This window comes from Mycolicibacterium houstonense (assembly GCF_900078665.2).
Lineage (GTDB): Bacteria > Actinomycetota > Actinomycetes > Mycobacteriales > Mycobacteriaceae > Mycobacterium > Mycobacterium houstonense.
In genome coordinates, this window is record NZ_LT546207.1 from 2,519,674 (window position 1) to 2,535,494 (window position 15,821).

Annotated in this window: 13 protein-coding genes and 2 pseudogenes; 6 read left to right on the plus strand and 9 right to left on the minus strand. The window is 67.4% G+C overall.

Annotation, left to right across the window (positions count from 1 at the left end):
• The 3 genes and pseudogenes from BN4332_RS12640 to BN4332_RS12645 all read right to left on the minus strand — a co-directional run.
• The coding region (locus tag BN4332_RS12640; protein WP_160110840.1) for an MFS transporter at positions 1-874 on the minus strand (874 nt) is incomplete at its 3' end.
• Between the two features lie 77 nt (positions 875-951).
• The gene (locus tag BN4332_RS34875) at positions 952-1,083 is read right to left on the minus strand and encodes a hypothetical protein (RefSeq protein ID WP_268811513.1); all 132 of its coding nucleotides are present in this window, start codon (positions 1,081-1,083) and stop codon (positions 952-954) included.
• A 47-nt stretch (positions 1,084-1,130) separates the two neighbouring features.
• Positions 1,131-1,832 (minus strand): annotated as a pseudogene (locus BN4332_RS12645) (MFS transporter); the annotation flags it as partial.
• Positions 1,833-1,954: 122 nt separating this feature from the next.
• Between BN4332_RS12645 and BN4332_RS12650 the strand changes: the two are divergent.
• The 3 genes and pseudogenes from BN4332_RS12650 to BN4332_RS12660 all read left to right on the plus strand — a co-directional run bounded on the left by BN4332_RS12650 (position 1,955) and on the right by BN4332_RS12660 (position 8,052).
• Entirely contained in the window at positions 1,955-2,725 is a 771-nt protein-coding gene (locus BN4332_RS12650; RefSeq protein WP_066898757.1) for a hypothetical protein, read from the plus strand.
• A gap of 142 nt (positions 2,726-2,867) precedes the next feature.
• Positions 2,868-6,592 (plus strand): annotated as a pseudogene (locus BN4332_RS12655) (multifunctional oxoglutarate decarboxylase/oxoglutarate dehydrogenase thiamine pyrophosphate-binding subunit/dihydrolipoyllysine-residue succinyltransferase subunit).
• 152 nt (positions 6,593-6,744) lie between these two features.
• Entirely contained in the window at positions 6,745-8,052 is a 1,308-nt protein-coding gene (locus BN4332_RS12660; protein WP_066898758.1) for an MFS transporter, read from the plus strand.
• On the opposite strand, the gene map is transcribed toward BN4332_RS12660, so the two are convergent.
• On the minus strand, positions 8,053-8,814 hold the full coding sequence (gene map / locus BN4332_RS12665) for a type I methionyl aminopeptidase (protein WP_066898759.1): 762 nt from the start codon (positions 8,812-8,814) through the stop codon (positions 8,053-8,055).
• Between the two features lie 68 nt (positions 8,815-8,882).
• Between map and BN4332_RS12670 the strand changes: the two genes are divergently transcribed.
• Together BN4332_RS12670 and BN4332_RS12675 are read left to right on the plus strand one after the other, a co-directional pair.
• Positions 8,883-9,170 carry a helix-turn-helix domain-containing protein gene (locus BN4332_RS12670; RefSeq protein ID WP_066898760.1) on the plus strand — a complete coding sequence of 96 codons (288 nt, stop codon included), beginning with the start codon at positions 8,883-8,885 and terminating at the stop codon, positions 9,168-9,170.
• 43 nt (positions 9,171-9,213) lie between these two features.
• Positions 9,214-10,038: an SDR family NAD(P)-dependent oxidoreductase gene (locus BN4332_RS12675; protein WP_066898761.1), complete on the plus strand. Its 825-nt coding sequence runs from the start codon at positions 9,214-9,216 to the stop codon at positions 10,036-10,038.
• A gap of 13 nt (positions 10,039-10,051) precedes the next feature.
• On the opposite strand, the gene BN4332_RS12680 is transcribed toward BN4332_RS12675, so the two are convergent.
• From BN4332_RS12680 to BN4332_RS12700, 5 genes are all read right to left on the minus strand, one after another.
• A complete protein-coding gene (locus tag BN4332_RS12680; RefSeq protein WP_066898762.1) occupies positions 10,052-10,768 on the minus strand; it encodes an MgtC/SapB family protein in 717 nt (238 codons plus the stop codon).
• Positions 10,769-10,819: 51 nt separating this feature from the next.
• On the minus strand, positions 10,820-11,779 hold the full coding sequence (locus tag BN4332_RS12685; protein WP_066898763.1) for a magnesium transporter CorA family protein: 960 nt from the start codon (positions 11,777-11,779) through the stop codon (positions 10,820-10,822).
• Positions 11,780-11,781: 2 nt separating this feature from the next.
• Positions 11,782-11,964: a hypothetical protein gene (locus BN4332_RS12690; protein WP_066898764.1), complete on the minus strand. Its 183-nt coding sequence runs from the start codon at positions 11,962-11,964 to the stop codon at positions 11,782-11,784.
• A 530-nt stretch (positions 11,965-12,494) separates the two neighbouring features.
• A complete protein-coding gene (locus BN4332_RS12695; protein ID WP_066898765.1) occupies positions 12,495-13,337 on the minus strand; it encodes a glycine betaine ABC transporter substrate-binding protein in 843 nt (280 codons plus the stop codon).
• 8 nt (positions 13,338-13,345) lie between these two features.
• Entirely contained in the window at positions 13,346-14,557 is a 1,212-nt protein-coding gene (locus BN4332_RS12700) for an NAD(P)-dependent malic enzyme (RefSeq protein ID WP_066898766.1), read from the minus strand.
• Positions 14,558-14,689: 132 nt separating this feature from the next.
• Between BN4332_RS12700 and corA the strand changes: the two genes are divergently transcribed.
• On the plus strand, positions 14,690-15,793 hold the full coding sequence (gene corA, locus BN4332_RS12705; RefSeq protein ID WP_066898767.1) for a magnesium/cobalt transporter CorA: 1,104 nt from the start codon (positions 14,690-14,692) through the stop codon (positions 15,791-15,793).
• The last annotated feature ends 28 nt before the right edge of the window (positions 15,794-15,821 follow it).

Consider the following 15,821-nt stretch of genomic DNA (forward strand, 5'->3'; position numbering starts at 1 on the left):
CCGCGAAACCGATCGTCGCAACGCCGAGGTTGGCCAGGCTGAAGTCACGATCGGCGAAGATCCGCAGCGGGATCAGCGGCTCGGCGGTGTTGACCGCCTGCCAGTACACGAACGCGACCATCACCGCGATGCCGAGCGCGCCGGTCGCCCACACCCACGGCGCCCAGTCCCGCGACTGGCCTTCCTGCAGGGCGAACACGATCAGGAACATGCCGAGACCGGACAGCACCACGCCCAGTACGTCGAAGCGGTGCGGCGCCGTCGGCAGCACCGGCACCAGCCACACCGCCAGGGCGAGGCCGAGGATCCCGATCGGCACGTTCACGAAGAAGATCCACTGCCAGCCCAGCCCACCGACCAACACCCCGCCGGCGAGCGGTCCGACCAGGGTGGCCACGCCGGCGGTCGCGCCCCACACGCTCATCGCCACCCCGCGGCGGTCGGCCGGGAAGATGCGGGTGATGGTCGACAACGTCTGCGGCGTCAGCAAGGCGGCCCCGATGCCCTGCACCACGCGGGCCGCGATCAGCATCTCGAGGCTGCCCGCCAGACCGCACCACAGCGAGGCCCCGGTGAAGACGGCCAGACCGGCCAGATAGAGATTCTTCGGTCCGTATACGTCGCCCAGCCGCCCCGCGACGAGCAGCGGCACCGCATAGGAGAGCAGATACGCGCTGGTCACCCAGATCACGCCGTCGTAGTCGGCGCCGAGCCGATCCATGATCGTCGGGTTCGCGACCGCGACGATCGTCGCGTCGACCAGGATCATGAAGAACCCGACCATCATGGCCCACAGCGCGTGCCAGGGATTCTCCGGACGCGCGGGCACACGGCGTCCGCGGCTCTGGGTGCGATCGTTCGGCGCTGGGGACATCTCAGGTCTGGTGGTCGGGCCTCGGGTTCGGCTGTGCTGGGACGTTGACGGCCCAGCCGACGCTACCCGTGGCCCGGTCAGGCCGGCTCGGCAACCGCCTCCGGAGCGAGGTGGAGAGCGTCGTCCCGGTATTCGCGGTCGTCGTCATCGTCGTTACGCAAACCGACGAGCAGCAACGCCGTCAGGGCGATCGCCATCCCGGCGGTCATCACCGATGCCAACGCCAGCGCACCGTTGCCCAGGGCGCCGNGGGTAAAAGAGACAGGACCAGCACCAGGATCACGAATCGCGAGTCGCGCAGCAGCTCGAGGTAGGTCGAGGCGATGCCGCTCACCGCGAGCGGACGGCGGTGCGCCACCGGCAGCGTTTCCGGCAGGGCGAGCGCGGCCATCACCAACAGCAGGCCCGCCACGACCACCAACGCGACGAAGACCCAGTGCCACGACCCGTGCAACAGCACGGCCGCACCGAGTGACGGCGCCAGCACCGGGGCGACGCCGAGCACCAGCATCAGCCGCGACATCACCGTCGCCGCCATCGAACCGCTGAACAAGTCGCCGACCACGGCGACCGCCACCACCGAGGCCGCGGCCGCACCCATGCCCTGGAGCCCGCGTGCGAGCCCGAGCACCGCGATGTTGGGCGCCAGCACGCACAGCACCGAGGCCAGCATGTGCAGCACGATGCCGACCATCAACGGGCGCCTGCGCCCCAGCGAATCCGACAACGGGCCGACGACCAGCTGGCCCAGCGCCAGCCCGGCCAGGGTGCCGGTGAGCGTCAACTGCGACACCGAGGAGGAGACGGAGAGTTCGTGGGCAATCCTGGGCAGCGCAGGCAGGTACATGTCGATGGTGAGCGGGCCCAGCGCCACCAGGGCACCCAGCACCAGGATCATCCGGATCCGGCTCGGCGGGGCTAGCTGTGTCGTCTGGTCCACGTCGGGCGATGATGCCATGAAGATAATTAGCCCCACACATCACTTTTTTGTTCCCGTGACCGCCGTCACCCTCGGGCACCGGCAACGGACCGTCGTTCGTTCTCTCGTCGTCAGGCGACGCGTTAGCCTGGCAGTCAACGATGGGTTCACACCTGGGAGGCCCCGAAGTGCGTGCACGTTCCAAGGCCCAACTGCCGGCGACGGTCGACGAGACCGCCGATCCCAGCGCGGCCGCCAAAGTGCTCTCGGCGATCATCGAGGGCAGCTCACGTGTCCAGGCTCCCGCGGTCAAGGCCTACGTGGACCGGTTGCGCAGCCACCAGCCCGACGCCACCCCGGCCGAGATCGTGAAACGGCTGGAGAAGCACTACCTGGCGGCGGTGATGGCCAGCGGTGCCGCGGTCGGCTCCGCTGCGGCGTTCCCGGGCATCGGCACCCTGGTGGCCCTGTCGGCCGTGGCCGGCGAGACGGTGGTGTTCCTCGAGGCGACGTCGGTGTTCGTGCTCGCCGTCGCCGAGGTCCACGGCATCCCCGCCGACCATCGCGAACGGCGGCGCGCGCTGGTGCTCTCGGTGCTGGTCGGTGAGGACAGCAAGCACGCCATCGGCGATCTGCTGGGCACCGGGCGCACCAGCGGGGCATGGCTGTCCGACGGCGCGGCCACCCTACCGCTGCCCGCCGTCTCGCAGCTCAACTCCCGGCTGGTCAGGTACTTCGTCAAGCGGTATACGCTCAAGCGCGGCGCGATGGCCTTCGGCAAGATGCTGCCGGTGGGCATCGGCGCTGTCATCGGCGGTGTCGGCAACCGGTTGATGGGTAAGAAGATCGTCGAGAACGCCCGCAAGGCGTTCGGTACGCCCCCGCCGCGGTGGCCTGCAACGTTGCATGTGCTGCCGCCCGCTTCGTCCTGAGGACATGCTGACCTCGGGTAGCGACGAAAGGCGATAGCCTTATGAAGCGGTCGATCGGGGTCAACCGCGCACACAAGAACACAAGCGGCAAGCCCTCCTTGTGACGGCTCGCCGGACACAAGAATCGAGGCGAGTGTCTGCCGTGAGCAGTTCACCTTCACCATTCGGTCAGAACGAGTGGTTGGTCGAGGAGATGTATCGCAAGTTCCGCGAGGATCCCTCTTCGGTGGATCCGAGTTGGCACGAATTTCTGGTCGACTACTCCCCTGAGCCGACCACCGACAACGCCGTCGCCAATGGCAAGTCGGCGCCGCCGGTCGCGCCGCCCACCCCCGCTCCGGCACCTCCGCCCACGCAGCCCGCCCAGGCCGCAGCNCCCAGGCCGCAGCCCCCGCCAAGGCGGCTCCGGCCCAGCCGGCTCCGGCGAAGGCGGCTCCGGCGAAGGCGGCAAAGTCCGGTCCGGCTCCGGCCGAGGGCGACGAGTCGCAGGTGCTGCGCGGGGCCGCGGCCGCGGTGGTCAAGAACATGAACGCCTCGCTGGAGGTGCCCACCGCGACGAGCGTGCGGGCCATCCCGGCCAAGCTGATGATCGACAACCGCGTGGTGATCAACAACCACCTCAAGCGCACCCGCGGCGGCAAGATCAGCTTCACCCACCTGCTCGGCTATGCGATCGTGCAGGCGGTCAAGAAGTTCCCGAACATGAACCGGTACTTCGCCGAGGCCAACGGCAAGCCGGCCGCGGTCACCCCGGCCCACACCAACCTGGGGCTGGCCATCGACCTGCCCGGCAAGGACGGCAACCGCTCACTGGTCGTGGCCGCGATCAAGCGTTGCGAGACAATGCATTTCGGCCAGTTCATCGCAGCGTACGAGGACATCGTGCGCCGGGCCCGCGACGGCAAGCTGACGGCCGAGGACTTCTCCGGCGTCACCATCTCCCTGACCAACCCCGGCACGCTGGGCACCGTGCACTCGGTGCCGCGGCTCATGCAGGGCCAGGGCGCGATCATCGGTGCGGGCGCCATGGAGTACCCGGCCGAGTTCCAGGGCGCGAGTGAGGAACGCATCGCCGAGCTGGGTATCGGCAAGCTGATCACCCTGACCTCGACGTACGACCATCGCATCATCCAGGGTGCGGAGTCCGGCGATTTCCTGCGCACCATCCACCAGTTGCTGCTCGACGACGAGTTCTTCGACGAGATCTTCCGCGAACTCGGCATTCCCTACGAGCCCGTGCGCTGGCGCACCGACAACCCGGACTCGATCGCGGACAAGAACGCCCGCGTCATCGAGCTGATCGCGGCCTACCGCAACCGCGGCCACCTGATGGCCGACATCGACCCGCTGCGGCTGGACAACACCCGCTTCCGCAGCCACCCCGATCTCGACGTCAACACCCACGGGCTGACACTGTGGGACCTGGACCGCGAGTTCAAGGTCGACGGGTTCTCCGGCAAGCAGCACATGAAGCTGCGCGACGTGCTCTCGGTGCTGCGCGACGCGTACTGCCGCCACATCGGCGTGGAGTACACCCACATCCTCGAGCCCGAGCAGCAACGCTGGATCCAGGACCGCGTCGAGGTCAAGCACGACAAGCCGACGGTCGCCGAGCAGAAGTACATCCTGAGCAAGCTCAACGCGGCCGAGGCGTTCGAGACCTTCCTGCAGACCAAATACGTTGGGCAGAAGCGCTTCTCACTGGAAGGTGCGGAGACCGTCATCCCGATGATGGACGCCGTGATCGACCAGTGCGCCGAGCACGCGCTCAACGAGGTGGTCATCGGTATGCCGCACCGCGGCCGGCTCAACGTGCTGGCCAACATCGTCGGCAAGCCGTACAGCCAGATCTTCACCGAGTTCGAGGGCAACCTGAACCCGTCGCAGGCACACGGTTCCGGCGACGTGAAGTACCACCTCGGCGCCACCGGTACCTACATCCAGATGTTCGGCGACAACGACATCGAGGTGTCGCTGACTGCCAACCCGAGCCACCTGGAAGCCGTCGACCCGGTGCTCGAGGGTCTGGTCCGGGCCAAGCAGGATCTGCTGGACAGCGGCAAGGACGCCGACGGCTCCGGCGAGTACCCCGTGGTGCCGCTGATGTTGCACGGTGACGCCGCGTTCGCCGGCCAGGGTGTGGTCGCCGAGACGCTGAACCTGGCCCTGCTCGACGGCTACCGCACCGGCGGCACGATCCACATCGTGGTCAACAACCAGATCGGGTTCACCACGGCGCCAACGGATTCGCGCTCCAGCGAGTACTGCACCGACGTGGCGAAGATGATCGGCGCGCCGATCTTCCACGTCAACGGCGACGATCCGGAGGCCTGCGCCTGGGTGGCGCGGCTGGCGGTGGACTTCCGCCAGGCGTTCAAGAAGGACGTCGTCATCGACATGCTGTGCTACCGCCGCCGCGGGCACAACGAGGGCGACGACCCGTCGATGACCCAGCCGTACATGTACGACGTCATCGACACCAAGCGCGGCTCCCGCAAGGCCTACACCGAAGCCCTGATCGGCCGCGGCGACATCTCGATGAAAGAGGCCGAGGACGCCCTGCGCGATTACCAGGGCCAGCTGGAGCGGGTGTTCAACGAGGTTCGCGAGCTGGAGAAGCACGCGGCCGAGCCCAGCGAGTCGGTCGAGGCCGATCAGCAGATCCCGCAGCGCCTTTCGACCGCGGTGGACAAGTCGCTGCTGGCCCGCATCGGTGACGCCCATCTGGCCGTCCCCGAGGGCTTCACCGTGCACCCGCGCGTCAAGCCGGTGCTGGAGAAGCGCCGCGAGATGGCCTACGAGGGCAAGATCGACTGGGCGTTCGCGGAATTGCTGGCGCTCGGAACGCTGATCGCCGAGGGCAAGCTGATCCGGTTGTCCGGTCAGGACACCCAGCGCGGCACCTTCACCCAGCGCCACGCGGTGATCGTCGACCGCAAGACCGGCGAGGAGTTCACCCCGCTGCAGCTGCTGGCCACCAACACCGACGGCACCCCGACGGGCGGCACGTTCCTGGTGTACAACTCGGCGCTGTCCGAGTTCGCCGCGGTGGGCTTCGAATACGGCTACTCGGTGGGCAACCCCGACGCACTGGTGTTGTGGGAGGCCCAGTTCGGCGACTTCGTCAACGGGGCGCAGTCGATCATCGACGAGTTCATCTCCTCCGGTGAGGCCAAGTGGGGCCAGCTCTCCGACGTCGTGCTGCTGCTGCCGCACGGCCACGAGGGCCAGGGCCCCGACCACACGTCGGGCCGCATCGAGCGCTTCCTGCAGCTGTGGGCCGAGGGTTCGATGACCATCGCGGTGCCGTCCACCCCGGCGAACTACTTCCACCTGCTGCGGCGACACGGCCTCGACGGCATCCAGCGTCCGCTGATCGTCTTCACCCCGAAGTCGATGCTGCGCAACAAGGCCGCGGTCAGCGACATCCGCGACTTCACCGAGAACAAGTTCCGCTCGGTGCTGGAGGAGCCCACCTACACCGATGGTGACGGGGACCGCGACAAGGTTCGGCGGGTCCTGCTGACCAGCGGCAAGCTCTACTACGAGCTGGCCGCCCGCAAGGCCAAGGACAACCGCGAGGACATCGCGATCGTCCGGCTCGAACAGCTCGCCCCGCTGCCGCGGCGCCGGCTGGCGGAGACGCTGGACCGCTACCCGAATGTCACCGAGAAGTTCTGGGTGCAGGAGGAGCCGGCGAACCAGGGCGCCTGGCCGTCACTGGGTCTGACCCTGCCCGAGGTGCTGCCGGACTACTTCAACCCGATCAAGCGGATCTCGCGGCGCGCGATGTCGGCGCCGTCGTCGGGTTCGTCGAAGGTGCATGCCGTCGAGCAGCAGGAGATCATCGACGAGGCATTCGCCTAGCGATCGATTCCCTGCCGATCACGACATCAACGAAATGGTCGCTGCCGTACGACGGCAGCGACCACTTCGCGTTCCGGGGTCCGGGGCGCATGGTTTCGATCAGGGTGCGCACAACGGTGGGCGGACCGTCGGGCGGTCACTAGACAACTAGGGTGACTATCGCAGCCGCCGCGCCGGCCGCCGCGTCGGCGGCGCCCGCCTCGAACACGGTCCGCACCGCCGTATTGGCCAGCGTGCTCGGCACGACGATCGAGTGGTACGACTTCTTCCTGTACGCCACGGCCGCGAGCCTGGTGTTCAACCACACCTTCTTCCCCGACCAGAGTTCGTTCGTCGGAACGATGCTGGCGTTCGCCACGTTCGCGGTCGGGTTCGTGGTGCGCCCGATCGGCGGATTCGTCTTCGGCCACATCGGCGACCGGATCGGGCGCAAGCGGACGCTCGCGCTGACCATGCTGTTGATGGGCGCCGCGACCGCACTGATGGGCCTGCTGCCCACCGCGGCACAGATCGGCGTGCTGGCCCCCGTGCTGCTGCTGGCGCTACGCGTGGTGCAGGGATTCGCGCTGGGCGGCGAATGGGCGGGCGCGGTGCTGCTGGCCGTCGAGCACAGCCCGCGGCAGCGGCGCGGGCTGTTCGGCAGCATCCCGCAGGTCGGGCTGGCGCTGGGCCTGGCCCTGGGTACCGGGGTGTTCGTGCTGCTGCAGCTGTGGCTGTCGGCCGAGGCGTTCCAGAGCTACGGATGGCGGATCGCGTTCCTGTTCAGCATCGTGCTGGTGGTCTTCGGTGTGGTGGTGCGGTTCCGGGTGGCCGAGACCCCGGCCTTCGAGAAACTGCGCCAGGACGACGAACGCTCGGCGGTGCCCGTGAAGGAGATCTTCCGGCCGCCGGCGCTGCGGACGACCGTGCTGGGCCTGCTGTCCCGCTGGGGCGAGGGCGCCGCGTTCAACACCTGGGGCGTGTTCACCATCGCGTACGCCACCACCACGCTGCACCTGGGCAAGGTGCCGGTGCTGGTGGTGGTGACCGCGGCGGCACTGCTGATGGCGGTACTGCTGCCGGTATCGGGCCTGCTGGCCGACCGGTTCAGCCCGAAAGCCGTATATGCCTCCGGTATCGCCGCCTACGCCGTGGTGGTGTTCCCCGCGTTCGCCTTGTTCGGCACCGGCAGCATCGTGGCCTACGCGGTGGGAATGCTGTTGGCGTTCGGCGTGATTCACGCCTGGTTCTACGGGGCGCAGGGCACGCTGTACGCGTCGTTGTTCCCGACCCGTACCCGCTACACCGGGCTGTCGACGGTGTATCAGCTGTCCGGTGTGTACGCATCGGGCCTGACCCCGATGATCCTCACGGCACTGATCGCGGCGGGCGGCGGCACACCCTGGCTGGCCTGCGGATACCTGGTGGCCACGGCGGTGATCAGCGTCGTCGCCACGCTGCTGCTGCGGCCCGAGCACTGATCAGCACGTCAGCACCAGCGGGCCCGATTCGGTGATGGCGACGGTGTTCTCGGTGTGCGCGGTGCGCGAGCCGTCGGCCGATCGGATGGTCCAGCCGTCGCGGTCATAGATGATGCGGTTGGTGCCCGCGGCGAACCACGGTTCGAGCGCCAGCGTCATCCCGGCCCGCAGCTTCATGCCCCGGCCCGGCTTGCCCCGGTTGGGCACATGCGGGTCCTCGTGCATGGTCCGGCCCAGGCCGTGCCCGCCGAACTCGACGTTGACCGGATAGCCGTACGCGGCGGCGACGGCCCCGATGGCCGCCGAGATGTCGCCGAGCCGGTTGCCCGGCCGCGCGGCATCGGTTCCGGCCGCCAGGGCTTCCTCGGTCGCCCGGACCAGTCGCACATCGGCGGGTGCCGGGGTGCCGACGATCACGGTGCGGGCCGCGTCGGCGACCCAGCCGTCGATGGAGACCGCGAAGTCCATGGTGAGCACGTCACCGTCGCGCAACCGGTAATCGTGCGGAAGGCCGTGCAGCACAGCGTCGTTGACGGACAGGCAGATCACGTTGCGGAACGGGCCCTTGCCGAACGACGGGTCGTAGTCCCAGTAGCAGGACTCGGCACCACGGCGTTTGATCATGTCGCGAGCGTGGTGCTCGAGGTCGAGCAGGTTCACGCCGACGCCGGCGAGCCCGCTCAACTCGGTGAGCACCTCGGCCACGAACCGTCCGGTGGTCCGCATGCGCTCGATTTCATCGTCGGTCTTGAGCTCGATCATCTCCGGCCTTCCTCGGTATTTAAATACCAACACTAGCGGTATATAAATACCGGCGCTACCGTGGTCTCGTGGTCCGCACTCCACTCACCCCCGCACAGATCGCGGCCGGCCGACGGCTCGGCGAGACGCTGCGCGCCGCCCGGGCCGACCGCCCGCTCGACGAGGTGGCCGAGCAGGCCGGCATCTCCCCGGAGACCCTGCGCAAGATCGAGACCGGGCGCCTGCCCTCCCCCGCGTTCGGCACCGTCGTCGGACTGAGTGTGGCGCTGGATATCCCGCTGCAGACCCTGGCCGACGTGTGGCGCCAGGCCGCCGCAACCGAGGCCGCCATATGCGAGACCGCCGGTACCGCGTAGCCTCGTAACTCAACACGTGTCGGACTACGCGAGGGAGTGTTCCATGGAGGGCTTCGCCGGAAAGGTCGCCGTCGTCACCGGTGCCGGATCGGGCATCGGACAGGCGCTGGCAATCGAGCTCGGACGTTCCGGGGCGAAACTGGCCATCTGCGACGTCGACACCGAGGGCCTGGCGGTCACCGAAGAACGCCTCAAGGCGATCGGCGCCGAGGTGAAGACCGACCGGATCGACGTGACCGAGCGCGAGGCCTTCCTGCTCTACGCCGACGCGGTCAAGGAGCACTTCGGCAAGGTCAACCAGATCTACAACAACGCGGGCATCGCCTTCACCGGCGACGTCGAGGTCAGCCAGTTCAAGGACATCGAACGGGTGATGGACGTCGACTACTGGGGCGTCGTCAACGGCACCAAGGCGTTCCTGCCGTACCTGATCGAATCCGGCGACGGCCATGTCATCAACGTCTCCAGCCTCTTCGGCTTGCTGGCGGTGCCCGGGCAGGCGGCCTACAACTCCGCCAAGTTCGCGGTGCGCGGCTTCACCGAGGCGCTCCGTCAGGAGATGGCCGTGGCCAAGCACCCGGTCAAGGTGACCTGCGTGCATCCCGGCGGCATCAAGACCGCCATCGCCCGCAACTCCACCGCGGCCGAGGGACTGGACCAGAAGGCCCTCGCGGAGGCCTTCGACAAGAAGCTGGCCAACACCACCCCGCAGCGCGCGGCCAAGATCATCCTCGAGGCCGTCCGCAAGGACAAGGCCCGCGTGCTGGTGGGGGCCGACGCCAAGGTCCTCGACCTCATCGTGCGCATCACCGGCTCGGGCTACCAGAAGCTGTTCGCCTCGGCGATCGGGAAGGTCATGCCGCGCTGACGCCCAAACCGCGTCAGTCCTGATCCTCGCGAGTGCCAGGCTCGTCGATCTGCCACCGCACACTGATCACGGCGGGTTCGAACGACAGTCGGCTCACGGCGGTCTCCATGCCCTTGTCGTCACGTCCCGGCGCGCTCAAGGTCGCGCACACCTCGACCCGACCGCCCTCCGCCAGGTGGGTGCTCTGTACCGACTGCAGGGCAAAGTCCGTGCGGGACAACGCATCGACCAGGATCGTTCGCACGTGCGCCTCGGCGCTGTCGTCAGCCGTCGCGCGGAACGTGTAGGTCGTCGGGGTTTCGGTGCCCATGTCCGACCGGCGGTCGACGAACATCCCGACCGGCCGCAGGACCATGTGCACGGCGACCACCACCCCGGTGCCCGCGACGGCTTCGGCGTACATGCCCGCGCCGGCCAGTGCGCCGACCGCAGCCGAACACCACAGCGTGGCGGCGGTGTTCAGCCCGCGCACGGTCAGCCCCTCGCGCAGGATCACCCCACCACCGAGAAAACCGATACCGGACACGATCTGGGCGGCCACCCGGGTGGGGTCCGCGGTGGTACCGGCGAACCCGTGCGCCGAGAGCAATACGAACAGTGTCGCCCCGACCGCCACCAACGCATTGGTGCGCAGCCCGGCCATCCGGGCCCGGTACTGACGCTCCAATCCGATCAGGGCTCCCAGGCCGACGCCCGCGCCGAGGCGCAGCACCATCTCCGCAGTCGTCATCCTGCGCTCGCTTTCGAATCGTGAAGTCTGTGGAGCCGGCTCAACCGGCGGTCAGCGCAGCCAGCCCTTTCGCTTGATGTAGGCCAGCGGGATCAGCGCGGCGACCAGGGTCATCAACGTGGTCACCAGGAACCCGTGCTCCCATTCGAGTTCGGGCATCCAGGTGAAGTTCATGCCGTAGAACGTGGCGATCAGCGTCGGTGGCAGGAACACCGCGGTGATGATCGTGAACACCTTCACGATCTGGTTCTGCTTGACGTCCAGCCACGTCATCACCGACTGCTGGAGATAGCGGACCTTGTCGTGCTCGAACCCGGCGTGCTGCTTGACCCCGTCGATGTCGTCGATGAGGATCCGGATCAGCCCGTCCAGGTCGCCACGGTGACCCGGGGTGTCGGCCATCAGGTGTCGCGCTGCCCGCGCCAGCAACAGCTGCGATTCCTGTGTGCGGGAGACGATCTCCTCGGCCTGGTTCATCCGCGACATCACGTCCCGCATCTCGGTGACGCCGATCTCCCGGCCTCGGTCGTCGTATCCGTTTGTGGCCATTTCGATTTCGTCGTTCATGGCTTCCAACGCGTCACTGGCGATCTCGATCACCCGCTCGGAGGCCTCGTTGAGCGCCCACAGCAGTGCGTACATGATGCCGTGCGGCGATTCCACCAGGGCGGGGTTGCGGCGCATCTTGGCGATCGCCTTCTCGAACGGCGCGAACCGGTCGGCCGGCTGCAACGTCACCAGACGGTCGCGGCCGATCGCGAACATGACCGCCTCCCGCTCGATCACCCCGCCCCGGCTGAAATTGACCACGACGGGCAGGTACAGGAAGTTGTCCGTCTCCCACACGCGGCCCTGCGTCGCCGCGAAATCCACCCCCAACTGCTCACGCAGCCGGCTGGCGGTCACGGCATCGCCGGCCGACAGCCGGATCCAATGCCGTTCCAGCACAGCCGGATCGAACTCCACGATCTGCGTGCCGGCGATCACTCCCGCATCCCGCACCTGTGCCATGCCTACTTCTCCTGATGTACGGCGGAACCGGACGAGGTCCCGGCGGGATGCTGCGGGTGGGCGTAGTGCACGCCGAGCAGCCCGGCACAGATCAACAGGTACAACGCGACCGTGAACCAGATGGCATCACGCTCGAGATTCGGCGTCCGAGGCACCCGGCGGGCATCCTTCGACAATTGCGCCATGACGGCACTCCAATCACATCAATGGGGGAAAACGACTGTCTTGAAAGGGTTTACGAGGCTGCAGGCGGATCGGAAAGACCCGCGATGAGCGCCTGAAGTGCCGCACTGGGCGCAGGCAGCCGGGGTTGCCCGGCGCTCGGATACCCCGCCGGGTCAGCGTTTTCGGCACGCTGCAGCCGAACCCGAAAAAGGCTGTGACGTCCGTCCCCAGGGCACGACTCAATGTCGTCACCACACACACTCCCGTCGTATCGGGATGATGCGTGCACAAACCAGACAGTTACGGAGGAGGAAAAAATCTCACCACCGCAAGCGGGCGCGGCTGTTATGCCGACAGACCGATCCACAAGGGAGCGGCCACATTCCACGCGCTACTGTCATCCGGCATGTGCCGCTCACCTCACTTCCGCTCGCTGTTGGGCACACCGGACCGTCCGGCGCGCCTCAGCCAGTAAAGCCTCTCTTCGGCTCGCGGTCAACGTGACTCACGTCAACAAGCCGTAAAGAAAGCCGGCCGGCGCCGGAACGCGTCAGTGGCCCAGCGGGTTGGCCTGCAGAAATGATTCGGCCACCGCCGCGGGATCGGCGCCCTCGGCAACCTGACGGCGCATATCGGCCAGCGATCCGGTGTCGAGTACCCCGGCGATCTCGTTGAGCGCCAGGATCTGACGTTCGCCGAGCGTGTTGCGCCGGTACAGCGGCACCACGTTCTCGCCACGGATCAACGACGTCTTGTCCGCCAGCACGGTCAGGTCGGACGGAATGCCGGGATCGGCCGTGGTAGCCCACGCGGTGTTGATCTTGCCGGCCCGCAGCGCCGCGAACAGGCTCTTGTCGTCGGGGAAGGCGACAGGTGCGGGCAGCGTGCACGAACCGACCGCGGAGGGAACGGACGCCTTGGCCACCGCCCCCGGCTGGACCTGCGCGCAGTGACGGCGCAGCGCACTCAGATCGGTCCCGCCCCACGCCGCGGCCGTCGCCTCGGTGACCACGACTGCCGGCTTGTCCTGCGCCGACATGGCGTAGTCACCGGCCGCGACGCCTTCAGGGAGCGCCGACAGCAGATCGCGGTAGACCTGTTCGTCCGACCGGGCTGTCGCAGCCGGGTCGAGTTGAGTGAGGAACCGGCCGGTGAACCCCGGTTGCACGGTCACCGACCCGGAATCCAGCACCCCGAGCGTCCCGTCGGTGTCCGTGACCGCGGCCGCGGTGCCGTAATAGCGCAGCGCAGCGGCGTACAGATGGCCGAGCAGCACCGACTCGGGGGTCGGTCCCGCTCCGACCGCCAGCGGGGCCGGGGCCGGGCCGGCCGCGCATCCGGCTGATACCAGCGCGAACAGCGCCACCAGCGCCGACGCCAAACTGCGGCGCATTCGGGAACTCAGGCCTCTGCGGGGTCGACCGCCGCTGCGACGGCGGCCGCCACTGCGGGGCCGACTCGTGGGTCCAGTGCGCTGGGCACGATGTGGTCGACGGCCAGATCGTCGCCGACCACCGAGAAGATCGCCTCGGCCGCGGCCACCTTCATCTTCTCGGTGATCCGACGCGCCCCGGCATCCAGCGCCCCGCGGAACACCCCGGGGAAGGCCAGCACGTTGTTGATCTGGTTCGGAAAATCGCTACGACCGGTGGCCACCACCGCCGCGTACTTACGCGCCGCATCCGGGTGAATCTCCGGATCGGGGTTGGACAGCGCGAACACGATGCAGTTCGGCGCCATCGTCGCGATCAGCTCCTCGGGCACCACCCCGGCCGACACCCCAAGGAACACATCGGCACCCTCCAGCGCCTCGGCCACCCCACCGGTCAGCTTGCGCGGGTTGGTCCGCCCGGCCAACTCGGCCTTGAACGCATTGAGATTGTCACGACCCGCATGCACGATGCCCTGGGAATCGAGCACCACCACATCGCTGATGCCCTTGTTCAACAGGATGTTGGCACATGCCACCCCCGCCGCCCCGGCACCCGAGATCACCACCCGCAACGAATGGATATCCCGCTGCAACACCTTGGTCGCCCCCAACAACGCGGCCAGCACCACAATCGCCGTACCGTGCTGATCGTCATGCATCACCGGGCAATCCAACGCCTCGATGACCCGACGCTCGATCTCAAAACACCGCGGCGCCGAGATGTCCTCCAAATTCACCGCCCCGAACGTCGGCCGCAACCGCACCAACGTCTCCACGATCTCATCGGGATCCTTGGTGTCCAGCACGATCGGAATCGAGTTCAACCCACCGAACGACTTGAACAGCGCACTCTTGCCCTCCATCACCGGCAACGAGGCCGCCGGGCCGATATCACCCAACCCCAGCACCGCAGTACCGTCACTGACCACCGCCACCAGACGATTGGCCCAGGTGTACTTGGCCGCCAACGTGTGATCGGTGGCGATCGCCCGGCTCACCTGCGCCACCCCTGGCGTATAGGCAATCGACAGCGCCCGCTGAGAATCCAACGGCTCCTTCAACTCCACCGAGAGCTTCCCACCCTCATGCGCATCAAAGATCTCGGCGTCATCGATGACAACCTGCGGAGTGCGCTCGGCTGACGAACGCTCGGACGAAGACGCGACTGTACTTTCCGACACGGCGCAAGGGTACTTCAATGCCGAATCTCACATGGGCGGGTTCCCCGCTGGTGAGCGTTACGCAACAGTAGCTACGCGTAGCATCGATGTGCTGATCAGGTTGCTGTCACACCGCGCAGGAAGGTCGGAACCATGCCCTCATTCCGCGCCCTGCCGCCGACACTGCGGTCGGCGGCCCGAACCCGGCCCGCCGAACCCGACGCCAAGGCGATCCACGTCCCGGTGGCACGGGCCATGGTCGATTGCGGCGTCTATTGCGACGGCAACCGGTTGCCCGGCAAATACACCCACGCCGCCGCGCTGGAGAAGGTCCGCGAATTACAGAACGCGGGCCAGAAGGCGTTCGTCTGGATCGGCCTGCACGAGCCCGACGAATTCCAGATGCAGGCGGTGGCAGATGTTTTCGGATTGCACGAGCTGGCCGTCGAGGATGCGGTGCACGCGCACCAGCGCCCCAAGCTGGAGCGCTACGACAAAACACTGTTCCTGGTGCTCAAGACCATCAATTACGTCGAGCACGAGTCGGTGGCGCTGGCCCGCGAGATCGTCGAGACCGGCGAGATCATGATCTTCGTCGGGCCCGATTTCGTCGTCACCGTCCGCCACGGCGAGCACGGCGGCCTGGCCGGCGTGCGCAAACGGCTCGACTCCTCCCCCGCGATCCTCAAGCTGGGACCGTTCGCCGTCATGCACGCGATCGCCGACCACGTCGTGGACAGCTATCTCGATGTCACCGATCTGATGGAGACCGACATCGATTCGATGGAGGAGGAAGTGTTCTCCCCGCGCATGCAGACCAACATCGAGTGCATCTATCTGCTCAAACGCGAGGTCGTCGAGATGCGCCGCGCGGTGGCGCCGCTGACCCTGGCGCTGTCTCGGTTGCTGACCGACCACAATGACCTGATCTCGGTCGAGGTGCGCAGGTACATGCGCGACGTGCACGACCACAACGTGCAGGCCTCGGACCGGGTCACCAGCTACGACGAGATGCTCAGCTCACTGGTGCAGGCCGCGCTCGGCAAGGTCGCGATGCAGCAGAACGTCGACATGCGCAAGATCTCGGCGTGGGTGGCCATCGCCGCGGTTCCGACCGCGATGGCAGGCATCTACGGAATGAATTTCGAGCACATGCCCGAACTGAAATGGACGTGGGGCTATCCCGCCGTGCTGTTGCTGATGGCAACCGTCTGTTTCGGGCTGTACCGCACGTTCCGGCACAACGACTGGCTCTGAGGCGGGTCAGCTCGGGCTGGCGGCTCGC